Origin of the sequence: Sinomicrobium soli (genome assembly GCF_003285545.1) — a bacterium.
Classification (GTDB): domain Bacteria; phylum Bacteroidota; class Bacteroidia; order Flavobacteriales; family Flavobacteriaceae; genus Sinomicrobium.
Window position 1 is genome coordinate 124,006 of record NZ_QLNV01000009.1, and the last position, 24,595, is coordinate 148,600.

Annotated in this window: 16 protein-coding genes; 8 read left to right on the top strand and 8 right to left on the bottom strand. The window is 50.6% G+C overall.

Annotated features, from left to right (window positions below):
* Positions 1–116: 116 nt before the first annotated feature.
* Positions 117–2,384 carry an acyl-CoA dehydrogenase family protein gene (locus DN748_RS13155; protein WP_112372288.1) on the bottom strand — a complete coding sequence of 756 codons (2,268 nt, stop codon included), beginning with the start codon at positions 2,382–2,384 and terminating at the stop codon, positions 117–119.
* A 69-nt stretch (positions 2,385–2,453) separates the two neighbouring features.
* On the opposite strand from DN748_RS13155, the gene ruvB reads away from it, so the two are divergent.
* Both ruvB and queG read left to right on the top strand, forming a co-directional pair.
* Positions 2,454–3,476 (top strand): Holliday junction branch migration DNA helicase RuvB, encoded by a 1,023-nt coding sequence (ruvB, locus tag DN748_RS13160; RefSeq protein WP_112372289.1) that lies wholly within the window; start codon positions 2,454–2,456, stop codon positions 3,474–3,476.
* A 24-nt stretch (positions 3,477–3,500) separates the two neighbouring features.
* Entirely contained in the window at positions 3,501–4,439 is a 939-nt protein-coding gene (gene queG, locus DN748_RS13165; RefSeq protein ID WP_112372326.1) for a tRNA epoxyqueuosine(34) reductase QueG, read from the top strand.
* A 41-nt stretch (positions 4,440–4,480) separates the two neighbouring features.
* On the opposite strand, the gene DN748_RS13170 is transcribed toward queG, so the two are convergent.
* Positions 4,481–5,503: a LacI family DNA-binding transcriptional regulator gene (locus tag DN748_RS13170; RefSeq protein WP_112372290.1), complete on the bottom strand. Its 1,023-nt coding sequence runs from the start codon at positions 5,501–5,503 to the stop codon at positions 4,481–4,483.
* A gap of 162 nt (positions 5,504–5,665) precedes the next feature.
* The gene (locus DN748_RS13175; protein WP_112372291.1) at positions 5,666–7,927 is read right to left on the bottom strand and encodes a bifunctional alpha,alpha-trehalose-phosphate synthase (UDP-forming)/trehalose-phosphatase; all 2,262 of its coding nucleotides are present in this window, start codon (positions 7,925–7,927) and stop codon (positions 5,666–5,668) included.
* A gap of 252 nt (positions 7,928–8,179) precedes the next feature.
* Here DN748_RS13175 and DN748_RS13180 point away from each other — a divergent pair, with 252 nt between their 5' ends.
* From DN748_RS13180 to DN748_RS13205, 6 genes are all read left to right on the top strand, one after another.
* Positions 8,180–9,982 (top strand): glycoside hydrolase family 15 protein, encoded by a 1,803-nt coding sequence (locus DN748_RS13180; RefSeq protein ID WP_112372292.1) that lies wholly within the window; start codon positions 8,180–8,182, stop codon positions 9,980–9,982.
* A 120-nt stretch (positions 9,983–10,102) separates the two neighbouring features.
* A complete protein-coding gene (locus DN748_RS13185; protein WP_112372293.1) occupies positions 10,103–12,403 on the top strand; it encodes an NADP-dependent malic enzyme in 2,301 nt (766 codons plus the stop codon).
* A 93-nt stretch (positions 12,404–12,496) separates the two neighbouring features.
* Positions 12,497–14,149, top strand: a complete 1,653-nt coding sequence (locus DN748_RS13190) for a beta-N-acetylhexosaminidase (RefSeq protein WP_236636864.1) — start codon at positions 12,497–12,499, stop codon at positions 14,147–14,149.
* Positions 14,150–14,192: 43 nt separating this feature from the next.
* Positions 14,193–14,936 carry a copper homeostasis protein CutC gene (locus DN748_RS13195; protein WP_112372295.1) on the top strand — a complete coding sequence of 248 codons (744 nt, stop codon included), beginning with the start codon at positions 14,193–14,195 and terminating at the stop codon, positions 14,934–14,936.
* A 103-nt stretch (positions 14,937–15,039) separates the two neighbouring features.
* Positions 15,040–16,269, top strand: coding sequence for a metallophosphoesterase (locus DN748_RS13200; RefSeq protein ID WP_112372296.1), 1,230 nt, complete (start codon positions 15,040–15,042; stop codon positions 16,267–16,269).
* Between the two features lie 43 nt (positions 16,270–16,312).
* Complete coding sequence (locus DN748_RS13205; RefSeq protein WP_112372297.1) at positions 16,313–16,609, top strand: thioredoxin family protein; 297 nt, start codon at positions 16,313–16,315, stop codon at positions 16,607–16,609.
* Between the two features lie 56 nt (positions 16,610–16,665).
* Here DN748_RS13205 and DN748_RS13210 read toward each other — a convergent pair whose 3' ends face one another.
* The 5 genes from DN748_RS13210 to DN748_RS13230 all read right to left on the bottom strand — a co-directional run bounded on the left by DN748_RS13210 (position 16,666) and on the right by DN748_RS13230 (position 24,565).
* Positions 16,666–18,819, bottom strand: a complete 2,154-nt coding sequence (locus tag DN748_RS13210) for a prolyl oligopeptidase family serine peptidase (protein WP_112372298.1) — start codon at positions 18,817–18,819, stop codon at positions 16,666–16,668.
* Positions 18,820–19,034: 215 nt separating this feature from the next.
* Positions 19,035–19,655 (bottom strand): type 1 periplasmic binding fold superfamily protein, encoded by a 621-nt coding sequence (locus DN748_RS13215; RefSeq protein WP_146746612.1) that lies wholly within the window; start codon positions 19,653–19,655, stop codon positions 19,035–19,037.
* A gap of 21 nt (positions 19,656–19,676) precedes the next feature.
* On the bottom strand, positions 19,677–22,091 hold the full coding sequence (locus tag DN748_RS13220; protein WP_112372300.1) for a TonB-dependent receptor: 2,415 nt from the start codon (positions 22,089–22,091) through the stop codon (positions 19,677–19,679).
* A 186-nt stretch (positions 22,092–22,277) separates the two neighbouring features.
* Entirely contained in the window at positions 22,278–22,601 is a 324-nt protein-coding gene (locus tag DN748_RS13225; RefSeq protein WP_146746613.1) for a hypothetical protein, read from the bottom strand.
* A gap of 98 nt (positions 22,602–22,699) precedes the next feature.
* Positions 22,700–24,565 carry an MGH1-like glycoside hydrolase domain-containing protein gene (locus DN748_RS13230; protein ID WP_112372302.1) on the bottom strand — a complete coding sequence of 622 codons (1,866 nt, stop codon included), beginning with the start codon at positions 24,563–24,565 and terminating at the stop codon, positions 22,700–22,702.
* Positions 24,566–24,595: the final 30 nt, after the last annotated feature.

Genomic DNA, 24,595 nt, shown 5'->3' on the forward strand with positions numbered 1-24,595 from the left:
CGTTTTTTGGCTGTCCTGTCGATACGGATGTACTGATGGGTTTCTTTTTTGGCAGAGAACCATTTGCAGCGCATTTGTCCGTAATATCCACAGTAAACATCCCGGCGTACAGGGGCTTATTTCCCGCTTATGGGCGCCGTCATACAGTGTTCCGGTATACCATAGCCGTCAATTAGTGAGGCGACATGAGGTCTCAGTTCTGTACATAGCCGTTCTACCCGTTGCCTGATCGCCTTGGATTTGTTGCCGCTGATATACCCGTGTTCCAGGTACCAGGAGGCATCGGCATGTATGTGGTGCAGGGCATACAAGGTGCCGAGTTTGCGGAAGAGGAACTGCATCTTCTCGTCTTCGATACGGTTTACGAATCCCGAAAAGATCTCATAGGAGAGCATGACGCCATAGGCTTTTCCCAGGGTTATAAGGTGGGTCTGAATGTTCAGGGAAACCTGTTGTGGCGGAACTCCTTTTTTCACATAGCGCCTTATCCGCGAGGCGGCACTGAAGGTAAGCCGTCTTACACGGTACCGGAAAGCCTCCAGGTGAAAGTCCGGATCAAAGAGATGTTCTTTGTCCGTATTATTGGTAAACAGTGGATTGAAAGTGGTCAGGCGGTCGCTGAGCTGTTTTCCTACCAGCTTGAGCAGGTCTCCGTAGCTGTCGCTGTTGAATTCGGAGGTGAAATCCGTCAGTACGCCTTTGGCGGCAAGCTGGAGCAGCACGGTATTGTCGCCCTCGAAAGTGGTAAAGATATCCACATCGTTTTTCAGGTCGGCGATGCGGTTTTCCAGCAGGTATCCCTTGCCCCCGCATGCTTCCCGGCATTCCTGGATGGTCTTGTTGGCAAAATCGGTGATCAGCGCCTTTAATGCGGCTACCTGGGTTTCCGTCTTTCTTCTCGACGCCTCCGATGAAGAAGCGTAGTCGCGTATCATCTGCTCCAGGGTAATGTGGTATACATAGCTCTGCGCGACAGGGACTATAAGACGCAGCTGGTGTGAGGGATAGTCCATAATGAGGTCTTCCTGGATTTTTCCCCCGCTGTTGAACTGCCGGCGGTGTAATGCGTATTTTGCGGCAATGGCCAGGGCCATTTTGGCTCCTCCCACAGCACCTTTGGCGACACATATCCTTCCGCCTACCAAAGTGCCGAGCATGGTGAAAAAGCGTTTGTTCGGACTATCTATGGCGGAAGTATACGTTCCGTTCTGGTCTATGTCCCCGAAGCGGTTAAGCAGGTTTTCCCGGGGAACACTCACATTTCTGAACCATATTTTACCGTTATCCACCCCGTTCAGCCCCAGTTTGTACCCGTTGTCTTCGATGTGCACCCCCGGCATCAGCTGGCCCTTGTCGTCCCGTATCCGGACCACTATTGCGTGAACCCCTTCGTTGGTCCCGTTCACGATAAGCTGTGCAAATACGGTGGCCATCTCCGAATGCAGGGCATTGCCTATATATTCCTTGTTGTCGTTTTCGCCGGGGGTGTCGATCACAATGCTATCGGTATCCGCGATATATGTTGCGGTGGTCTTTATGCCCCTTACATTGGAGCCATGCCGGGTTTCGGTCATGGCAAAACACCCTAATGTCTTCGCTTCTCCCGTAGATTTCAACCAGCGGTCATGATGCTTTTTCGTACCGAGGTTCTGGATACTGCCACCGAAAAGGCCGAACTGTACTCCGAATTTTATGGTCAGGCTGCCGTCGGCAAACATCAGGTTTTCAAAAATACCCGCGTAGGCAGGCATGTTCCCGATTCCCCCGTATTCCCTGTCATAGGCCATGGCGCCGTACCCGGCAGCTGCGAGCCGTTTTACCTGCTCCAGTACCCGCGGCCGGAAGCTGTCTTTGTCCCTGGAGATCTCCCATCGGAAGAGAGGATCGGAAAGGAATTCCCGGAATGCATCGATATGGGGGGTGTGCTCCCCCTTGAGCAGGGTGTCTATCTTTCGCGCATCGTAAAAATCGGCCCCGGACGATTTCCGGGTTTCCACTTCAAACAGATGGCGGTAGTGATTGGGCTGGATACCGAGGTTTATTTCGATGAATTTGAGGTTTTCATCGGATATTTCCTCTTCACTGTCCCTGGTATGCGACAGTTTCATGCTGAAGGAAGTAAGCGGATAGGTTTCACGCTCCACGAGTTTTATTCCCGATTGGCCTATGAGTTGTTTCCACGATGTGATCGTAGTGTCGGAAGGAGGGGTGCCGGGACGCAGCCACGAATTGATCTTTCGCTTTTCCTCTTCCGCAAGCATGTCGTTCTGCACGGCTTTTCTGAATACGGCAATTTCCGAAGCGGTCAGCAGGTCATCGGCCCATACGACGTACAGGAACGGAATGTATTTGGTAATACCGGAAGTGTATTTTTCAGTGTTCATAGTACTGCAGGTGATCGTTGTGTAATGATAGTGGAAAGTTACGATTTTTATTACATATCTTTGTCCTGTATGAATGAGTATTTAGATCCTACAGGCGAACATCTGTCCTCGGAAGAAATGGATATCGAAAAGACGCTCCGGCCACTCTCTTTCGACGATTTTACGGGGCAGGCACAGGTATTGGAAAACCTTCAGGTATTCGTAAAGGCTGCAAACCTCCGGGGCGATGCCCTGGATCATACCCTTTTTCACGGCCCTCCCGGTCTGGGGAAGACCACACTGGCCCACATACTGGCCAATGAGTTGGGGGTGGGCATCAAGATTACCTCGGGGCCGGTCCTGGACAAACCCGGTGACCTGGCAGGACTGCTTACCAACCTGGAGGAAAGGGATGTGCTCTTTATCGATGAGATACACCGCCTGAGCCCGGTGGTGGAAGAATACCTGTATTCGGCCATGGAAGACTACAAGATCGATATCATGATCGAAAGCGGGCCCAATGCCCGGACGGTCCAGATCAACCTGAATCCCTTTACCCTGATCGGGGCCACGACCCGTTCCGGGTTGCTCACTTCACCCATGAGGGCGCGTTTCGGTATTTCCAGCAGGCTGCAATACTATACTACCGAACTCCTGTCTACTATTGTGGAACGCAGCGCCGATATCCTGAAAACACCTATAACCGCGGAGGCGGCTATTGAAATTGCCGGCCGTAGCCGGGGTACGCCGCGTATAGCCAATGCATTGCTGCGCAGAATACGCGATTTTGCCCAGATCAAGGGAAATGGTCGTATCGATACCGGGATCGCCCGGTTCGGGCTCAATGCACTCCATGTAGATACGCACGGACTGGATGAGATGGACAACAAGATACTGGCTACCATCATCGACAAGTTCAAGGGAGGCCCCGTGGGAATCACCACCCTGGCCACGGCAGTCTCCGAAAGTGCCGAGACCATAGAAGAGGTCTACGAACCTTTCCTGATCCAGCAGGGGTTTATTGTCAGGACACCGAGGGGCCGCGAGGTTACGGAAGCGGCGTATAAACACCTTGGAAGAACACAAAGCGGATTCCAGGGAGGGCTGTTTTAACCCGGTAGTTTGAAGCCGGAAATCATGATCAGGAGCAAAACGGAGAAATACACACAACTCATTAAGGAAGAAGCCCTTCGCCTGGGTTTTATGTCCTGTGGTATATCCAGGGCAGAGTTTCTGGAAGAAGAGGCCCCGCGACTGGAAGGATGGCTCCGGCAGCAGATGCACGGCGACATGGCCTATATGGAGCATTATTTCGACAAGCGGCTCGACCCGCGACTGCTGGTAGAAGGGGCCCGGAGTGTCATATCCCTCACGCTGAACTATTTTCCGGAGAATGTCCAGAAAGATCCCGATAGCCCGAGGATCTCCAAATATGCCTACGGAAAGGATTATCATTTTGTCATTAAGGAGAAGCTTAAACACCTGCTGGAATTTATACGGGAAGAGGTCGGGGAAGTAGGCGGCCGGGCATTTGTAGATTCCGCTCCCGTACTGGACAGGGCGTGGGCCACCAGGGCAGGATTGGGATGGATAGGAAAGAACAGTAACCTCATTACCAAAAAGGTGGGGTCCTTCTTTTTTATAGCCGAACTCATCATAGACCTCGAACTGGAATACGACCACCCCGTAACCACGGATCACTGCGGGAGCTGTACGGCCTGTTTGGATGCCTGCCCTACACAGGCCATCACGGCGCCGATGGTGGTAGACGGGAGCAAGTGTATCTCCTATTTTACCATAGAACTCAAGGGCAATCTCCCTGCGGAGTTCGAAGGTAAGTTTGACGACTGGATGTTCGGTTGCGACGTATGCCAGGATGTTTGCCCGTGGAACCGTTTCTCAAAGCCTCACAGCGAACCCCTTTTTGACCCGCATCCCGATCTTCTGGAGATGAGCAGGGCAGACTGGGAAGACATTACCGAAGACATTTTCCGGGACATCTTCCGGAAATCCGCCGTAAAGCGGACTAAATTCGAAGGGTTGAAACGGAATATCGAATTTCTCAAAAAAGACTGATCCGGGATGCCAACACCCTCCGCATTTACAATTCAAAATTCCTACGATCTGGTAGTTTCCCGCAGCACCAGGTGTGTCTGTAACTTGATCTCGTAGAATTCCACAGGTTGCTTTTTGTGTTTTCTTTCGATTTCGTTGATGAGGAGCGAGGCCGATTCTTTGCCCATCTGTGTGCTGGGCTGGTCTACCGTGGAAAGATGCGGTTTTATGTAGGGCGTTATCATCCAGTTGCTGAACCCCATTACGGAGACCTGCCCGGGGACAGGGATACCGGCATCGTTGAGATAAGAGATGGTTCCCAGCGCTATATGGTCGGTAATACAGAATATACCGTCGGTGTCCGGGTGGTTTTTCAACAGGGTTTCGGCATTTTCCCGGCCTTCCTCTATGCTGAGATGACCACAGGAAAATACCCTGCTGTCGTCGTAAGCCATCCCGTGTTCTTCAAGAGCCCTTATATATCCCCTGAGGCGGGAGTTGTAGTTGCTGGGAAATTCCGGCCCCGACAGGATGCCAATGTTGCGGCACCCGGTCTTTATCATATGGTTTACGGCCTTGTAAGCCGCTTTTTCGTCGTCTATAATGACCTTGGAACAATTGACCTGCCTGGTTATCTTGTCAAACAGTACCAGGGGTACCTGGTTCTTTACCACCTTGTGAAGGTGCCCGAAACGGTTGGTTTCATTGGCCAGGGACATCAGGATGCCATCTACCCTTTTTTCCAGTAAAAGGTCTACCTGCCTCTCTTCGGTGGCTACGGATTCGTCAGAAAACAGTACGATGACCTGGTAACCATGTATATTGGCTTCCGAGATAATCCCTGTTATGGTCTCTGCAAAAAACTGGTGGTCTACCTTGGGAAGAATGGCTCCGATAGTCCTGGACTGGTTGCTCCTCAGGGTTACCGCATGAATGTTGGGCTTGTAGTTCAGCTTGTCGGCAAGCAGTTTCACCGCGTGTTTGGTGTCATTGCTGATATCAGGATAATCCTTGAGTGCCTTGGACACGGTGGTCACTGAAACTCCAAGTATCGAAGCAATATCTTTTAAGGTAACTTGACTCATAAATATCTCGTTAGGGCAGCTTTCTTCAATACAATGTCGGCATGGGATAGAGCCATCGTACAAAGGAAGTACTTTTTTGGAGATTTAAAAAGCTTAGTTACTTTAAAAATACGGTATAAAAATCATAAAATGTTAAATTTCGCCGATGAAATTACACAGAGGTCAGTTTTTTGATGAGAAAAATAATGTATTCCCAATACCTGCATCTTCGGAACCGGCCTGCAGAAAATGTTCCAGCAGTTCACGAACCTTTTCCGTGTCGTGTACAAAATAGCGTGCCCCGGATTTTTTTATGCCCACCTTTACGGTAACCGCTTCATCCGGAAGCTGTTCGAACATGTATTCGTCTGTCCAGTCGTCGCCCATGGCAAATATGAAGTCGTAATTTTTTTCGGTAAGCATCCTTGACGACGCTCTTCCCTTGTTTACATTACTGCTTTTGATCTCAATGACCTTGTTGCCTTCCAGGACGCTCAATTCGTAGTTGGATATGAGGCTGGTAAGTACGGTCTTCAGTTCTGTGGCGCGCATTTGCCCCAGCTCCGGGTCGGCTTTGCGGAAATGCCAGGCCAGCGAAAAGTTTTTTTCCTCCAGAAATGTTCCCGGAGTGCGGTCTACAAAAGTATCGAGTACGGGTTTGAGGTTTTGCATCCAGTCTGTTCTCAGGGTTTCCAGCGGGGTCCAGTCTTCTGTCCCCTCCTTTTTCCAGGCCCCGTGTTCCGCAATCAGGGTGTACCCCCTGTCTCCGAACCATTCGCCCAGGGTTTCCTTGTCCCTGCCGCTGATGATCACCAGGTCTGTGCCGGGAGTCTGGTGCAGCCTGTCCAGCAGGTCGTAAAGTGCTTCGTCAGGCCGTGCTTCCTTCGGCTTGTTGGTAAAGTTGACCAGTGTGCCGTCGTAATCCAGCAAAAGCAGCCTGTTTTTTGATTTGTAGTAATCGAGGAGCACCTGTTCCCGGATCTCTGCGTTCAGTTTTCTGGAAACCATGACGTGGTGCAGTTTTCTGGTAGCCCTGAGGGCTTTCAGGAACTCTCCGGCCCATTTGTCTACGCTGTAGCGTTCCAGGCGCTGCTGGAGGAAGGCATTTCTTTCTGCCTGTTCTTCCACGGGCATTTCCAGGGCCCTTTTAAGGGTATCTGCGATCTGCTCGAAGTTGTTGGGGTTGATGAGCAGTGCTTCGTTCATCTCCTTGGCTGCCCCGGCCATTTCACTCAGGACGAGTATTCCGCTTTGGTCTACCCTGGTTGCGATGTATTCCTTGGCAACGAGATTCATTCCGTCGCGTATGGGGGTGATCAGGGCGACATCGCAGGAGGTATAAAGGTCGATAAGGTTCTCGAAAGGCATGGAACGGTAAAAATACCAGATAGGTGTCCAGCTTACCGAGGAGAATCTTCCGTTGATACGGCCTACGAGTTCATCAGTTTCCTTTTTCAGAAGCTGGTACTGGGGGACATTGGACCGTGAGGGTACGGCAAGAAGCACAAAACGCACCTTTTCCCGGAATTGCGGGTATTTTTCCAGGAAATACTCAAAGGCTCTCAGGCGGTTCGGTATTCCCTTGGTGTAGTCGAGGCGGTCTATGGAAAGGATCATTTTGGCCCCGGGGGTAGACAGCAGGTGGGTGTCCAGTCTTTTCTGCAGATCCGACTTCTGCGCTTCGTTCTGCCGGCCGTGGGCAATGGCTGCATTGTGAAATTTCCGGTAATCGATGCCCATCGGGAAAGAGTCTACGCGAATGGTACGCCCTTCATAAGATATTTCGTTGAAATGGGTGTCCAGCCGCAGAATACGACGTACCGAACTCAGAAAATGCCGTTCGTAGTCATAAGTGTGAAAACCCAGCAGATCGGCACCCAGCATGCCACGCAGCAGTTCCTCCCTCCAGGGCATGGTACGGAACACCTCGTAGGAGGGAAAGGGAATATGCAGAAAGAAGCCTATGGAGGCATTCGGCCGTTCCCTCTTGATGAGTTCGGGAAGCAGCAGCAACTGGTAGTCGTGGATCCATATGGTGTCTCCGTCGTCAGTGTGCTTCAATACCATGTCTGCAAACTTCCGGTTTACCCGCTTGTAGGATTCCCACTGGATGTTTTCGAAATAGGTATACTCCATAAAATAGTGGAACAGGGGCCAGAGCGTGCGGTTGCTGAACCCGTAGTAAAAGTTGTCGAGATCTTTCCCGGTCAGGGAAACCGCTGCACAGTGTTCCTGTGCTACGGCCTGGTCCACTTTTCGGGTAAGGGTGTCGTCCAGATCCTCTTCCTTTAATCCGGACCAGCCTATCCAGAGCGTCTTTCCCTCTTCGTGAACCGATTTCATCCCGGTGGCCAGTCCGCCCACACTCGGGGTAATACGGAGCTTGTCATTACTGATATCTATTTGCAGCGGCAGTCTGTTGGAGACGATGATGGTCTTGTTCATGTGGTCTTATTTTTTCGGATTGTTTTCTTTTACATTTTTCAAGCGGCAATTTTGTCATTCGGTAATTCGTCCCCCTGTTTTTTTATTTTTTTCCAAAAAGCCGGATTTAGCCCTTATTTTTTCGTTAATTTAAGGATTTTATTCGAATTTTAGGGAGAGAAAAGGTATAAATAACGTTACGGCTACGGCTTCAGGAACTTTTAAAATCACAGTATGTTTCCCGGACCGGGCCGTTAAATTTTGTAAGACTTCATGGATAATCTCGATTACGGTATTATTGGAAATTGTAAAAGCGCGGCTCTGATCTCTAAAACCGGATCGCTGGACTGGTGTTGCCTGCCGGAATTCGATTCTTCCTCGGTGTTTGCCAGGCTGCTGGACAGGAACCAGGGGGGGAATTTTGAATTTCTGGTGGCTGACGATTGCCAGACCAGCCAGCGGTATATCCCGAACACCAATATTCTGGTTACCCGTTTTATGCAGGGCGACCATATTTTTGAGGTTTGTGATTTTATGCCGAGGTACAAGACGGAAAACGGGTCGTATTACGTGCCCTCCGACATTGTCCGTTATATAAGGCACGTGTCCGGCACCCCGGAAATCCGCGTGAAATACAATCCGAAGCTGGAGTATGCCGTGGGAAACACTTCTACCAAGATAAAGCCCGATTATATTGTGAGTGTCACGGAGAACGGGAAATACGATTCGCTGTACCTGTACAGCAGCCTGGACAAGAAAAAAATACTTGACGGGGAGCTCGTCCGGCTCGAAAAGGATGAATTCTTTCTTTTGAGCTATAACGAGAAGATATACCGGCAGACCACCGAACGTGCTTACCTGGACCTGGAACGCACCAAGGTATACTGGCTGAACTGGGCAGACCGGACCCCGGCTTTCCGCAAATACCAGGAGCAGATCATGCGCAGTGCGCTTACCCTTAAATTGCTGAGCTACGACCGTACCGGTGCCGTTCTCGCTGCCATAACCACCTCGCTTCCCGAAACGATAGGGGAGGTGAGGAACTGGGATTACCGGTTTTGCTGGATCAGGGATGCGTCGATGGTGATCAAGGTGGTTTCGGCCCTGGGGCATTTTAGTGTGGCCCGGCGCTATCTCCGGTTTATTATAGACCTTATTCCCGACAAGGATGAGAAACTGCAGATCATGTACGGGATCAATAAGGAAAAAATGCTTGAAGAGAAGACCCTGGATCACCTCGAAGGTTATGAAGGCTCCCGCCCGGTACGGGTCGGAAATGCGGCATATGAACAGCGGCAGAACGATATTTACGGTATCCTGATGGACGTGATCCACCAGCAGATCGTCAAGTTCGAAACGGCGCTGGACAATTGTGAAGAACTGTGGACCATTACCAAGGGCGTAGTGTGGGTGGTGGGAGAACACTGGGCCGAACCCGATAAGGGGATCTGGGAGTTCCGCACCGAGGAGCGGCACTTTACCTTTTCTAAGGTGCTGTGCTGGGTAGCCATAGACCGCGCCATTAAGGTGGCCCATATACTGGGCAAGAACAACCACGTAAAAAAATGGATGAGCCTGGAACGGGAGATCAGGCAGGATATCATGGACAAGGCATGGAATGAGAAAGTGCAGGCCTTTACCCAGGCGTACGACAGCGAAGACCTGGACGCAGCGGTATTGCTGATGGAACCCTACGGGTTTATCCGGGCTTCCGATCCGAAATACGTGATGACCGTTAAAGGCATAGAACGGGAACTGTGTAATGACGGATTGCTCTACCGCTATAAGAACAGGGACGATTTCGGACTGCCTTCTTCTTCCTTTACCATATGTACGTTCTGGTTTATCAACAGCCTCTACAAGATAGGAGAACAGAAGAAAGCCATCCGCATGTTCGACAAGCTGCTCTCCTACAGCAATCATCTGGGGCTCTTCAGTGAGGATATCGATTTTAAGACCAAGAGGCTGCTCGGGAATTTTCCCCAGGCCTATTCCCATCTCGCCCTTATAGAAACGGCCATCAATCTCTCTAACGGACTTACCGATGAGGAAGAGATCAGGGCACAGGTATCCTGACCGGGAGAAGGAAAGGCTATAAAAACATAAAACCACGCGGGGGGATAAAACTTAGACGGTTTTCTTATATCACTGCTGAATTATTCCTCGTAAATTTGTAGATTCTATAAATTTTGCATTATGACAAAAAAGAACAGCAAGCTCAGAAGAGAGGCCCTGGTATATCATGCCAAACCGCAGCCGGGAAAGATCAAGATCGTGCCCACCAAAAAGTACGCTACCCAGAGAGACCTGGCCCTGGCCTATTCCCCCGGAGTGGCTGAGCCCTGCCTGGAGATCGCAAAGGATGTGAGCAATGTCTATAAATATACTTCCAAAGGAAACCTCGTAGCCGTAATTTCAAACGGTACCGCCGTACTCGGACTTGGAGATATAGGCCCCGAAGCCGGAAAACCGGTGATGGAGGGAAAAGGACTGCTCTTCAAGATATTTGCCGATATCGACGTGTTCGATATCGAACTGGACACCAAAAATGTGGAGACCTTTATCGAGACCGTAAAAACCATTGCCCCCACTTTCGGAGGGATCAACCTGGAGGATATCAAAGCCCCTGAAGCTTTTGAGATAGAGCGCAGGCTCAAGGAAGAGCTCGATATCCCGGTCATGCACGACGACCAGCACGGAACAGCCATTATTTCCGCTGCGGCATTGCTCAATGCCCTGGAAATAGCCGGAAAGAAGATCGGGGAGGTGAAGATCGTGGTGAGCGGGGCAGGAGCGGCAGCAGTGTCGTGTACCCGCCTGTATAAAGCTTTTGGCGCCCGGGGCGAAAATATTGCCATGCTGGACAGCAAGGGCGTGATCCGCAGGGACAGGGAAGGGCTGTCGAAGGAAAAGCTGGAATTTGCTACAGAGCGGAAAATAGATACCCTGGAAGAGGCGATGGAAGGGGCGGATGTTTTTATCGGTTTGTCCATCGCTGATATCGTATCTCCGGAAATGCTGCTGTCTATGGCAGAAAACCCCATTGTGTTTGCCATGGCAAACCCCGATCCCGAGATCGATTACAACCTTGCCGTATCTACCCGGAAAGACATTATCATGGCCACGGGACGCTCCGACCACCCCAACCAGGTCAACAATGTGCTCGGTTTTCCCTTTATTTTCAGGGGGGCTCTTGATGTAAGGGCTACCAAGATCAACGAAGAAATGAAAATGGCCGCTGTAAAGGCTCTTGCAGACCTGGCCAAACAAACCGTCCCGGAGCAGGTGAATATAGCCTATGGGGAGACCAAGCTGAACTTCGGACGGGAGTACATTATTCCCAAACCCTTCGACCCCAGGCTTATTTCCTGTGTGCCCCCGGCAGTAGCCCGTGCCGCCATGGACAGTGGGGTGGCAACGGCTTCCATAGACGACTGGGACAAGTATGAGGAGGAACTGCTGCACCGGCTCGGTAATGACAACAAGGTGGTACGGCTGCTTCACAACCGGGCCAAGACCGACCCCAAACGGGTGGTGTTTGCCGAAGCCGACCAGATCGATGTGCTTAAAGCTGCGCAGATCGTTCATGAAGAAGGAATAGGGCATCCCGTACTGCTTGGCAGGGAAGATATTATCCGCGAGCTGAAAAAAGAGATCGAATTCGAGGCCGATATACCCATTCTGGACCCCAAGACGGACGAGCATAACGATATGAAAAAACGTTATGCCAGGCGTTACTGGGACGGAAGACAGCGGAAAGGGCTCACACTTTACGAAGCCGAACAGAAAATGCGCGAACGCAATTACTTTGCCGCCATGATGGTCAATGAGGGAGATGCCGATGCCCTGATCACGGGATATTCCAGAAGTTATCCCGCGGTGGTAAAGCCCATGCTCGAACTTATAGGTAAGACCAAGGGTACGGGCAAGGTGGCGGCCATGAACCTGATGATCACCGAAAGGGGGCCCATGTTCCTCGCCGATACTTCCATCAATATCAACCCGACAAGCCGCGAGCTGGCCAAGATCGTCCAGATGACCGCCTATACGGTAAAAATGTTCGGTTTCGAACCGGTAATCGCCATGCTGTCGTACGGAAATTTCGGTTCTTCGGATTTCCCGGAGGCCGCCAAGGTAAGAGAAGCGGTAAGCTATCTTCACAAATACCATCCCGATATCATAGTCGACGGTGAATTACAGTCCGATTTTGCGCTCAACCGCGATATGTTACAGGATAAGTTCCCCTTTTCCAAACTGGCGGGTAAAAAGGTAAATACACTCATATTTCCTAACCTGGATGCCGCAAACATCACCTATAAGCTGATGAAGGAGCTCAACAAGGCAGAATCCATCGGTCCCATACTGTTAGGCATGCGCAAACCGGTGCATATTCTCCAGCTCGGTGCCAGTGTGGAGGAAATGGTCAATATGACCGCTGTGGCTGTAGTGGATGCCCAGGAGAAGGAGAAAAAGGAGAAGGAGAAAAAGGGGAAGTAGGTAGCTGGTTACAAATTAACCCGTAATCTGATCACTTCTTTTTATTTTTTATATATTTGATTTAAAGCATTTTAATCCTAAAAAAGCGTCAGTATGAGCATTCTTCGACCAATGACCAGGTTTTGTATATTAACGACCTTGATCCTTCTCTATTCGGCATGTAAGAGAACCCCCGAAAATATAAACCGGACAGGAATTATCCCTCAGCCTGTGAGCCTGGAATTCGGGGAAGGGGCTTTTGTGATCGATGAGGATACAAAAATTTTATACCCCGATGCTTTTGCCCCGGTAGCAGATTTTTTGTCGGAATATATCGGGGGCAGGGTCAATACGGAAATGCAGCGCACGGAGGATGAAGATACCTATACGATTATTTTCAGGCAGGATGAAAGCCTGGAGAATGAAGAGGCCTATGCGCTGAAAGTGACCCCGAAAAACATTGAGATCTCCGCTTCGTCGCCCAGGGGAGCGTTTTATGCCGTACAGAGTTTAAGGCAGCTCATGCCTGTACCTTCCGGGGATATGGTAACAGGGGAGGACGAAATGGGCATACCTGTGGTGGAAGTATTTGATGAACCCCGTTTCGGGTACCGCGGGCAGATGCTCGATGTGGGGAGGCATTTTTTTCCCGTGGAATTTATCAAGAAGTATATCGACCTGATGGCCATGTTCAAGATCAATACCTTTCACTGGCACCTTACCGAAGACCAGGGATGGCGCATAGAGATAAAGAAATACCCGGAACTTACGAAAGTCGGGGCATACAGGGACAGTACGGTGATAGGCCATTACAGGGACGAACCGAGGCGCTGGGACACTACGAGATATGGCGGGTTCTATACCCAGGAAGAGGTAAAAGAGATTGTAAAATATGCGCAGGACAGGTTTATTACGGTAATTCCGGAAATCGAAATGCCGGGGCATGCCGAGGCTGCACTGGCGTCTTACCCGGAACTGGGGTGTACGGGAGGGCCATACCAGGTACAGGGCATCTGGGGAATTCACAAGAATATATACTGTACTAAGGAAGAGACATTCACCTTCCTGGAAGGAGTGCTCGATGAGGTTACGGAACTCTTTCCCGGTGAGTATATTCATATAGGGGGCGATGAAGCGCCCAAAGACAACTGGGAGCAATGTGAAGTGTGCCAGGCATTGATAAGAAGTGAAGGACTGACCGATGAGCATGAGTTGCAGAGTTATTTTATTCACCGCATCGAGAAATATCTGAACAGCAAGGGGAAGCAGATTATCGGCTGGGATGAGATCCTGGAAGGAGGGCTGGCCCCCAATGCTACGGTAATGTCGTGGAGGGGAACCGAAGGGGCCATAGAAGCGGCCAGGCAGCATCACGATGTGATCATGACCCCTACGTCGCACTGTTACCTGGATTATTATCAATACGAGTCGGATAAGGAGGACAAGGATATTCTTGCCATAGGGGGGTATCTGCCCCTGTCCAAGGTTTACAGTTTTGAACCCATACCGGAGGAACTGACCCCGGAGGAAGGGAACTATGTATTGGGCCCCCAGGCAAATGTGTGGACGGAGTATATGAAGACCCCGGAGAAGGTGGAATATATGGTATATCCCAGGGCCATAGCCATGGCCGAAGTGGGGTGGACTTCCAAAGCGAACAAGGATTATGACAACTTTTTATACCGGCTGGAGCCGGTGATCAAAAACCTGGAAGCCATGGGGGTAAACCACGGTTATAAACCCGAAGAGGTCAGAAAAGAGGAGTAGGCTGTAGCTGTGAAGGAATAGTTTTGTTACCAGCTTTTGCATTATGCTTGTAGAAATATGTGCCAATTCACTCCGTTCCGCCCGTAATGCGGAACAGGCAGGGGCAGACCGTATTGAACTGTGCTCGGAGCTGGGTGTGGGAGGGGTCACCCCCTCGCATGGTCTTATCGGGAAGGCCCTGGAAACACTCCGCATCCCGGTATTTGTGCTAATACGCCCCCGCAGCGGCGATTTCTGTTATGACGATGATGAATTTGCCATCATGAAGGAGGACATTGCATACTGTAAAGAGATTGGATGCGCGGGTATAGTATCGGGGGTTCTTACTCCTGCAAATATATTAGACGCAGCACGTACCAGGGCTCTTGTGGAGCTGTCACACCCTATGGAATTTACGTTTCACAGGGCGTTCGACCTGGTGAAAGATCCGCTGGAAACCCTGAAGCTTTTGGAAGAGGCCGGGGCGGACAGGGTGCTCACTTCGGGACAGCAACCGGATGCAGAAGCGGGTTTGCCGTTGCTGACACGGCTGCGCAGCTTATGTGGGAACAGGCCCCGGCTGATGCCGGGCGGAGGAATAGGAGTGCACAATATCAGGCGTTTTGCCGAAGCCGGGTTTCCCGAAGTGCATTTTTCGGCGACGACATTATATCCCTCTCCCGCCGGAAAACCCGGGCTGGAGATGAATAGCCCGAGGTTTCTCGATGAAGCTGTGATCCCTGCTTCCGATCCGGGTAAAATTGCTGAGGTGCTGCGCGCACTTTCAGGAGACGACCGGGACCGTTGATTTTTTCACAGGCGGAGCCCCCTGATTTTCTTTAACATAATCATAACAGCCGCACTTGTGGTAATGCATTACTTTTATCCCGTTAAAATATAACGGTTTAGCCATGTGGAACTGGATATTGTTCGTATTCATATATATCATTGTCAGTTTTTACGCCTTCCAGGCGGTGAGGACATTGACGAGGTCTCCGTATGTCCTGTATGCCTATATCCTGGTGTTACTGGTCGTATTGGGTAATTTTTTATATCACTTTGCCTTTCCGGGAGAAACCAGAGGCTTCCGGGGTGCCCGCGGATATGCGGCGAGCTTTTTGCTGATGGTGATCTTGTTTCAGCTGGTCACCGTGATCTTCCTGTTCGGGGAGGATATGGTCAGGATGCTTACTGCGCTGGCAGGTAAATGGAGCGGCAAAAGCGCGGAGATATCCCTGCCTTCACGGCGGAGGTTTGTCAGTTTGCTGGGGATGGGACTGGCAGCCATTCCTTTTAGCGGATTGTTATACGGTATGGTAAAAGGTAAATACGACTTCAGGGTGTTGAAATACGTATTGGAATTTGACGATCTTCCCGATGCTTTCGACGGTTATCGCATTACCCAGTTGTCCGATATTCACAGCGGAAGCTTTGACGACCATGAAAAGGTATCCTATGCCGTAGACCTTATAAACCAACAGGAGTCGGACCTGCTGCTCTTTACCGGGGATATGGTCAATGACAAGGCCGATGAACTGCTGCCCTGGATGGAGACTTTCTCCAGGCTCGGGGCGCCGGACGGTATGTATTCCGTACTGGGGAACCACGATTACGGCGATTATGCGCGATGGGGCAGTGAAGCGGACAAAGAGGCCAACCTGGATAAATTAAAAGAGCTGCAGCGCCAGATGGGATTTGAGCTGTTGCTCAACGAACACCGTTACCTGGAAAAGGACGGGCAGCGTATAGCACTTATCGGGGTGGAAAACTGGGGAGCCGGGGGCTTTAAGAAAGCGGGCGACCTGGATAAGGCGATACAGGGAATGACCCCCGATACCTTCAAGATACTGATGAGCCACGACCCTTCCCATTGGGAACAGCAGGTTATCAATCATCCGTACCATTATCACCTGACCCTCAGCGGGCATACCCACGGCATGCAATTCGGGGTGGAAATTCCCGGAGTGGTCAAGTGGAGCCCCATAAAGTGGCGTTATAAATACTGGGCAGGTATTTACAGGGAAATGGGGCAATATATCAATGTGAACCGCGGACTGGGATTTCTCGGTTATCCCGGACGGGTGGGAATGTGGCCCGAAATTACCGTGATAGAACTAAAAAAGTCGGCCAAAACCGCATAATTCACAGAAAATACTACATTTGTAATACTAATTCCTTGTAGAAATGTCAAAATTCGGTGAATTAATAGATAACAACATCCCTGTTCTGCTGGATTTTTATACCGACTGGAACGAGGCTTCTACGGCCATGCACCCCGTATTGCGGGATGTGGCAGCGGCTATGGGAGATAAGGCCAGGGTGATAAAGATAGATGTCGATAAGAACCAGGAACTGGCCAATGCACTTCGTGTAAAGGGATTGCCTACGATGATGATATACAAAAAAGGAGAGATGGTCTGGCGCCAGAGCGGAGAGCTCGATGCCAATACCCTTATAGGTCTGCTACAGGAGTACGTATAAGATAAACCCTTCCGGAATCCTCACGGGACCCCGGAGGGGTTTTATATGCTGCCGGGTTATTTTTCTGCAGATTGGTTTCCTGCCTGTACAGGTAATGTCCTGTATCCCATTTCATAGAGTGTAAACCCGAAAACATCGGCAGTCTGCTCGATGGTTTTGCTTATCGGGGTGCCCGCCCCGTGACCCGCATCTGTTTCTATCCTGATCAGTACGGGGTTTTCTCCCGAATGTTTTTCCTGAAGGGTAGCCGCAAACTTAAAACTGTGTGCGGGAACCACGCGGTCATCGTGATCGGCAGTGGTGATCAGGGTAGACGGGTAAACGGTGTCATTCGCGATGTTGTGAAGGGGAGAGTACCCCAGGAGGTACCTGAACATTTCCTCATTGTCTTCGGAGGTGCCGTAATCATAGGCCCATCCCGCACCGGCCGTGAATTTGTGATACCGGAGCATATCCAGTACCCCTACTGCGGGCAATGCCACTTTCATCAGGTCGGGACGCTGTGTCATGGTGGCGCCTACGAGAAGCCCCCCGTTTGAGCCGCCCTTAATGGCCAGGTATTGCGAAGAGGTATACTGATTGTCGATAAGGTATTCTGCGGCGGCAATAAAATCATCGAACACATTCTGTTTCTGCATTTTGGTTCCCGCGTCATGCCATTTCTTGCCGTATTCCCCGCCTCCCCTCAGGTTGGGCACTGCATAAATGCCCCCCTGTTCCAGCCAAATGGCATTTACGGTACTGAAAGAAGGCTGCAGGCTGATGTTAAATCCGCCGTAACCATACAGGATGGTAGGGTTTTTCCCGTTGAGTTCCGTCCCTTTTTTATAGGTGATGATCATGGGAATGCGCGTGCCGTCCTTGGAGTTGTAGAACACCTGTTCGGACATATAGTTGTCGGGGCTGAAGTTTATTTCCGGCTTCCAGTAGAGATCGGAAACGCCGTCATTGACCTCGTAGGAATAGATCCTGCCGGGAGTGTTGTAATTGGTAAATGAATAATACAGTACTTCCTGGTCCTCTTTCCCGAAAAATCCGCCTGATGTCCCTACCCCGGGCAATGCTATTTCGCGGACCTGTTGTCCCTTATAATCGTACTGGTAGACTTTCGATATGGCGTCTACCATATATTTGGCAAAGAGATAGCCGCCCCCGGTAGATACGTTCAGTACGTTTTCCGTTTCCGGGATAAGGTCGGCCCAGTGTTCCGGTCCGGGAGATGCGATGGTTGCGGTCACCACTTTCTGGTTGGGCGCATCGAGGTTTGTGACCAGGTAAAGGGTATCTCCGCGGCTGTCGAGGATGCCGGTGTCGCTGTCGGTATGGTCGAGGATGGTAATGATCTCCGAACCGGGGGTGCCGAGGTCCTTGACAAAAAGCTTGTTTCCGGAGGTAGAATTCGATGCTGATATCGTAAGATAGCGCTCGTCTTCGGTAAGCCCGGCAAAGACATATCTGTGTTTTTGTCCGGGAGTATCCCCGAAGATGACCTCGTCTTCTTTCTGGGAAGTACCCAGTTTGTGGAAATACAGTTTGTGCTGATCTGTTTTTGCCGAAAGTTCACTGCCTTCGGGTTTGTCGTAACTGGAGTAGAAAAAGCCTTCGTTGCCTTTCCATGCCATACCGCTGAATTTGATGTCGGTCAGGGTATCTTCGAGAATCTCCCGTGTCTGCGCATCCATGACGATAACCTTACGCCAGTCGCTTCCCCCTTCCGAAATGGAATAGGCCAGCAGCTTGCCGTCTTTGGTGAACGAGAGCCCCCCGAGAGATACCGTTCCGTCTTTGGAAAAGGTATTGGGGTCGAGGAACATCTCTTCCGATCCCTCATCGTTTTTGCGGTAGATCACCGATTGGTCCTGCAAGCCGTCGTTTTTGGAGTAGTAGGTGTAATCTCCTTCGCGGAAAGGGGAAGAGAGCCTTTCGTAATTCCACAATTCCTGTAAGCGCTCCTTGAGCTGTTTTCTGAAAGGGATCTGTTCCAGGTATTTCTGTGTTACCTTGTTTTCTTCGGCTACCCATGCCGCCGTTTCTGCCGACCTGTCATCTTCGAGCCAGCGATAGGGGTCCCTGACTTCCGCTCCGAAATACACATCGGTGGTGTCCGTTTTTTTGGTTTCCGGGTAATTGATTTTCATATGATCTTCCTTTTTTCCGCACGAATACCACAACAGTGGTGTGACCAGTGCAAGTATGGCTGTTTTTTTCATAAGGCAGATGTGTTGTTTAAGTGTTTGACGAAGTTCAGGCGAACTCCGTACAAAAATCATTGAAAAATATGAAAAAAGCGGGATGGTAAGAAGATTTTGTATGCCTTTTTCCTGTTTTTCTTCTGTGCTTACAGGGTATTTCCATAATAAAAGGCTGTCCTGTACGGATACTGGACAGCCTTTTAATGCATCTGATACGGGTTGTGTTCTCTGCCCTATTCTTCGATATGGAGATGGAAATTGACTTCCATATCGGTTTCGCCACCTGCATCCTCCAGTCCCGTGTTCGGCTTTTTGGGCTGATGTTTCAGGATCACATTGAGTTCTCCGTGTCCTGTGGCTCCCGTGGTAAGCGTAAATTTCAGCCCCACCGGATTGTCAGACCCGCCGGTGATATAATCCGATTCCGCATCGGCATAGCCCGGTTCGATGTCGAGCCCTACCGGGGTAAAGAAGAACTGGTGTTCATCGGCCTCTTCCCTGATCTCATCGGTAACGTCTTCCCTCGGGGATACCGATTCGTTCCATAGAGCGATGGTCCCCGTATAAGTAACACCGGGTTTCAGCGGGCCTGAGGCCTCGCCTTCCACACCTTCGTGATCGTGATCGTCTTCGTCATGGGTTCCCTCCCCTTCATGGTCGTGGTCGTGGCCGAGCCCGCCCTCATCGGAATATTCCAGGATCACATCCTCTTCTCCCTCTGCTTCGAGCGTAATGGTCACCCTGGTGATCAGCTCTTCTTCGTTTACAGGTTTCGGGCTGTCGTCATCGTTGGAACAGGCACTCATGGCAAGGACCACAACCAGGGATAACATTGCTGTTTTTAATGTTTTCATAGTGTTAAACAGTTTGTGTAATTAATAATTCATTTTTATACTCAACTGCATATTGCGACCGAGATCATCTGAGAAAAACCGCAGCCGGTTCAGGTAATCACGGTATTTGGTGTCCAGTATATTGTTGACCGTCACTCCTACGGTGAGTTCCGACCTTTTCCGCAGGGGAAAAGTGGCCGAAGCGTCGAAGCCGAGTAAATGATAGGCGTCGGGCGGGGTGCTGATGTCGGCTGTGCGATCTACGTATTCCCCGTCTTCTATGACAGATATGGTAAAATTATTGTCCGGAAACTCGTTCTGCCTGAAAAAATAATCGCTCCTCAGGCTGAGTGTGAGCTGATGCCACTCCGGTTTCAGGTAGGTTATTTTATTGGTGGTATTGGCAGGGGGGATAGCGATCAGAGCCCGGTTCCTGCTCCGGTCCCTGGCATGTACGTAGGCGAATTTGTGATTAAAGGACCAGTGTTCCGAAATATCGTAATTGAGATCGAGATCCGCCCCTGCAAAAAGGGCATCTACCTGCCTGTACCTCCATACCGGAAAGGCCCCCCTTATGTTGAGTTCGCTTCCGGAGGGTTCGAGCAGGATGTAGTCGCCGATCATATTGAGATAGGGAGCGATGCTCAGGGAGAGCTTTCGGGTTTTGAGGGCATAGGACGCGGAGATCTTGTGAGAGGTTTCCTGGTCTATACGCAGGTCCCCGAGTTCTATGGCCGCTGCAGAATGATGCAGTCCGTCACTGAACAGTTCGGCGGGATTGGGGGGGCGGTTGGCCAGGGCGTAATTAAGGCGCAGGGTGCTGCTGCCCAGCTGGTACTCCAGCCCTGCGGTGGCGGAGATGCTGTGAAAATCCAGGGTGGGGTTGGTAAGCCACTGGTCTCCGTAATCTTCGGTGATAATGTCGCCGAAATCCTCATCGTAGCCCTGATCTTCCCAGCGGTCCTTTTTATAGAATTTTTCGGCATCCATCCGGTTGAAGTCGTAGCGTATTCCCGCGTCGACGACCAGGGATTCGTTTATGGCCTGTTTTATCGAGGCATACAGTCCGGCATCATAGCGGTCATAATCCGGGATAAGGCGGCGTACCCCGGTTTCCGGGTCCGGGACATTGTGCTGGTACCGCAGCAGGATGCCGGTGTTTATTGTTCTTCCGCCACGGGCGTCGAACAGGAAACCGGAAGTAAGGGTGTGGGTGGTGAGTTTCATGTCCATGGAGGGGGTGCCTTTCCGTTCTCCTCTCCTGAGGTCGTACTCCTGCCGGTTGTTCTGCTGGAAATCGTATTGGAGGTTCCATTTGCCCAGCTGTTCGAACCTCTTGAAAAAGTTGATCTTTGCCAGGTGGTGTGTTACCTGTTGTTTCGGTGCGTTGATGTCATACGAAAAATCCTCGACCACCAGAGGTTCCCGGTTGTTTATGGCCTGCAGGAGATCGCGCTGGCTCCCGATATGGGATGAACGCAGTATTCCGATTTCATTGCGGTAAAAGCTGTAGTAGGCTTCAAATCCGTGAGTGAATTTGTTCAGGCCGAAACCGGCAGAAAAGGCCTGTTGGGAATATCCTGTATTGGTGAGGGAATAACCGGGGGCCTTGAAGTCCCCGAAGCGTTTTAATGTACCCTGTGCCTGCCAGTGCCATCCGGTTTCATAGCTTTTGGTAAGGGAGGAAATAAGTGCCCCGCCACGACCGTTGGTAGCCCCTGAAAGTATGGTTTTTCCGTAGAGGGTATCCTTGACCGGGATCTTTGACGGTTCTGCTATGATAACGCCCCCTATGGCATCTCCCCCGTACTGCAGGGCGGCTGCTCCTTTTACCACGGTGAGGCTTCCGGCGGCGTTCAGGTCGAGGTTGGGAGCGTGTTCCATACCCCATTCCTGGTCCTGTAGCCTTACACCGTTGTTCATGGTAATGATACGGCTGCTGTGCAGCCCCTGTATTACAGGTTTTACTATGGCACTCCCGGTATTGAGGGAGGATACACCACTTATTTCCTTAAGGGCATCGCCTACGGATGCGGCGCTGAATTTATCGATGGTCTCCGTGTGGAGTATCTGTTCGGTGGCCGAAGCGGTAACCGGATGGTCGCGCGTGCCTTCTACAACGACTTCCCTGAGTTCTTCCAGGTGGTGCTCCAGGGTGATGCGCCGGGTGGTGATCCCGGTAATTTCCAGTGTCATGAAACGGGGAGTGCACGACTCATGGGAAATTTCTACCTCATAAGACCCCGGGCATATGCCTGATATGCTGAAATTGCCGTCTATGTCGCTGACAGCGGCCTTGTCGGTATGGTATAGCCTGATCAGGGCATTCTCCAACGGGTGGCCGTCGTGAAAGTCTGTAACCTTCCCTTCGAATACGGCCTCGCAGTTTTGCGATATGGTGTGTTGCGGGAATCCCCAAATGGCAATAAGTACTAACAATGGATATGTCAGTTTCATAAAATATGATTTATATTAATACCGGTGCGAAGGCGGATACCTGCACGGATATATGTTATCTGTGACGGGTATGGTGTTCTTTGCAGTTACCGGATGGGAAAAATGTGACCTGAACCCTGCTTCCCGGGAGTAGATATACCGTAGTTTCAACCGGTATGGCCAGGTAGGTACAAAAAGTTCGGAAAATTAACTCAGGAGGACCGGAGGGGCCCTAAGGGAATCTACGCTGTTGTTGACGGAAAGATCCGGAGAGGTACACAACGCAGGATGTTCGGTAGGTACGATGGTGTCGACCGGTGTGAAATCGAGAATTCCCGGAGTCTCAAACACGGATAGTTTGAAATCACAGACCGGACATTTATCTGCCGTATGCTGAAGGGCAGCCTGTTTTTCAGCCGGTACCGGAGGTAGCTGTGATGCGTGATCTATGGTGTGAAAGGCATGGTACAGTATGGAAAACAACACTGCGCCGATCAGCGAAATACTAATATGAACCCTCAAAGCCTTCATCCGGAACAAAAGTATAAAAAACCCGGGAGAGGTGGTACGGTTTTTAACAAAATATTGATATGGTGTGGGATAGGACGGATAGCATACTCCTGAATACGTCAGAAGCCCGGTTTATCTTTTAAGGTAACGGTAATGGTGTCGCTAAGGCTTGCAGCTTCGGCGGTGAGTTTACCGTCTACCCAGACCCTCATGGCACCCTGATCTCCTTTTCTGTCCGTATCCCAGTCTTTTTTCCAGATAATATCGATGTCGTGGTCGTGGTATCTTATATTGCCGAGGTAGAAGTAATCCCATGCATTCCCGGGAAGCAGGGGTCGTAATGAGAAGCTGTTGTCATGGGAGGGTGTGAACCCCAGGAGGTCTGCGATCAGGATATCCGGGAAGGTGGAATGGAAATAGTCTTTTACACCCCCGAATTCCGAGCCGCTACCGGGGATATACCATTCGCCTATATTGCTTTCTTCTCCGTGCAGGGATACCAGTTTTTTCACGTGGTCATAGAGCAGTTCTTTATCGGAAGCGGTAATTTCGCCCTTGTAATTTCTGAGGTAATTTGCATAGGCTTTATACACCACCGAATTCTGAAAGGGCCAGCCCCTTCCGTTCCAGGCATAGGCCTTTTCATTGAACAACGGGTGTTGCTGCTCGGCAGTGGTCATTCCCTTTTTGCCGTAAAACCCTTTTTCCGACGAAAACATGTCCCAGGCCTTGTCATAGGTGGTATCTCCTTTGGGAATCATGTTGAAATACCACGGGGTATACCCTGCAGATTCCCGTACACGGGACATTTTGTCTTTTACGCCGTAAGCGTTGTCTGCTGCCGTAAAGGAATAGAAGAACTCATCGGCCCCGTTCCAGAGGACAGACAGGGTTTTGTCACGCTGCAAACGTGCCCTTTGCAGATAATGTTCGCTTTTGCTGAGGTCTGTTTCCGATCCGGATTCCTGTGCCTTAAGTGCGTACAGATCGCCTAACGAGTGCAGGTTCCCGTAATAATAGCTGTTGACGGAAGGGCGTACAAGGTACACCAGGGGGTATGCATTGGCAAATGCTTCCGGAAATTTTTTGACATGACCCGAATTTCTCAGGTTGTCGATGGTCCCCCACCCGAGGTAGTACTGCTTCCAGGTCTCTTCCGTATATATGGCATAGGGGCCGTCGCTTTCTATAAGCGGCAGGGTGGCGGAGATGGTGAACTCCATGCCGTCGTAAAGGTCGAGTACTTTGTACAGTCCGTCGGTCCTGGCACCTGCCTTGCGGACCGTAAATGTATCGTCCCAGACTTTCTGATGTTTCTCGAGATAGGGGAGCAGTCCGTTTCGCCAGGGATTGTCGGGATGGATCTTCAGGAAAGCTTCGGTGCCGTCTATCATCCAGCTGGAAAAGTGATGGCTTTCCGGCCTCCGGATGTGGGTGTGGAAATTAGGACCTTCCCGCTGGTCATGCCGGGAAGCATATCCTTTCATGTAAAAATCGATGTAGGACCGGAGGTATTTCGGGTCTCTGAACCACCTGAGATCGTAAAACTGGTGTCCTGCAGGGCAGGGAATGGCCCCGCTTATGCTGCCGTGTGCGGGCCAGCCGAAGAATTCGGTAATAACCCAGTAATCCTTGTGGTCTTCCGGGTCTTTCCAGAGCCGGAAATGTTTGGACATCATCCACCAGCGGTAATTGTAAACCTTGGTGAAATCTTTATCTGACGAGATAAAATGGGGAATGTTGTCTCTTAAAAAATCTTCGACGTTATCCCGGTTAAACGGCCCGTCGGATTCAGGCCGGTCGGGATAGCTGTTGAATTCGCGGAGATTCTCTGAAAAGCCTTTCCGGGTCTCTTCCTTTATCCGGCGAAGCTCTTCATCATACGACTGGGCACTTGTGACAGGGATACAAAGGAGGTGTACCAATAAGAAAATAAATGACTTGCCTAAAATAAGGTTAACGCTTCTTCGGTTCAGGAACAGCATATTTATAGTGTTTATTTCTTTCAGACACCT

Excerpts from the sequence above, each read along its gene's own strand:
- DN748_RS13155 (WP_112372288.1), bottom strand. The coding sequence starts at position 2,384 with ATGAACACTGAAAAATACACTTCCGGTATTACCAAATACATTCCGTTC.
- ruvB (WP_112372289.1), top strand. The coding sequence starts at position 2,454 with ATGAATGAGTATTTAGATCCTACAGGCGAACATCTGTCCTCGGAAGAA.
- queG (WP_112372326.1), top strand. The coding sequence starts at position 3,501 with ATGATCAGGAGCAAAACGGAGAAATACACACAACTCATTAAGGAAGAA.
- DN748_RS13170 (WP_112372290.1), bottom strand. The coding sequence starts at position 5,503 with ATGAGTCAAGTTACCTTAAAAGATATTGCTTCGATACTTGGAGTTTCA.
- DN748_RS13175 (WP_112372291.1), bottom strand. The coding sequence starts at position 7,927 with ATGAACAAGACCATCATCGTCTCCAACAGACTGCCGCTGCAAATAGAT.
- DN748_RS13180 (WP_112372292.1), top strand. The coding sequence starts at position 8,180 with ATGGATAATCTCGATTACGGTATTATTGGAAATTGTAAAAGCGCGGCT.
- DN748_RS13185 (WP_112372293.1), top strand. The coding sequence starts at position 10,103 with ATGACAAAAAAGAACAGCAAGCTCAGAAGAGAGGCCCTGGTATATCAT.
- DN748_RS13190 (WP_236636864.1), top strand. The coding sequence starts at position 12,497 with ATGAGCATTCTTCGACCAATGACCAGGTTTTGTATATTAACGACCTTG.
- DN748_RS13195 (WP_112372295.1), top strand. The coding sequence starts at position 14,193 with ATGCTTGTAGAAATATGTGCCAATTCACTCCGTTCCGCCCGTAATGCG.
- DN748_RS13200 (WP_112372296.1), top strand. The coding sequence starts at position 15,040 with ATGTGGAACTGGATATTGTTCGTATTCATATATATCATTGTCAGTTTT.
- DN748_RS13205 (WP_112372297.1), top strand. The coding sequence starts at position 16,313 with ATGTCAAAATTCGGTGAATTAATAGATAACAACATCCCTGTTCTGCTG.
- DN748_RS13210 (WP_112372298.1), bottom strand. The coding sequence starts at position 18,819 with ATGAAAAAAACAGCCATACTTGCACTGGTCACACCACTGTTGTGGTAT.
- DN748_RS13215 (WP_146746612.1), bottom strand. The coding sequence starts at position 19,655 with ATGAAAACATTAAAAACAGCAATGTTATCCCTGGTTGTGGTCCTTGCC.
- DN748_RS13220 (WP_112372300.1), bottom strand. The coding sequence starts at position 22,091 with ATGAAACTGACATATCCATTGTTAGTACTTATTGCCATTTGGGGATTC.
- DN748_RS13225 (WP_146746613.1), bottom strand. The coding sequence starts at position 22,601 with ATGAAGGCTTTGAGGGTTCATATTAGTATTTCGCTGATCGGCGCAGTG.
- DN748_RS13230 (WP_112372302.1), bottom strand. The coding sequence starts at position 24,565 with ATGCTGTTCCTGAACCGAAGAAGCGTTAACCTTATTTTAGGCAAGTCA.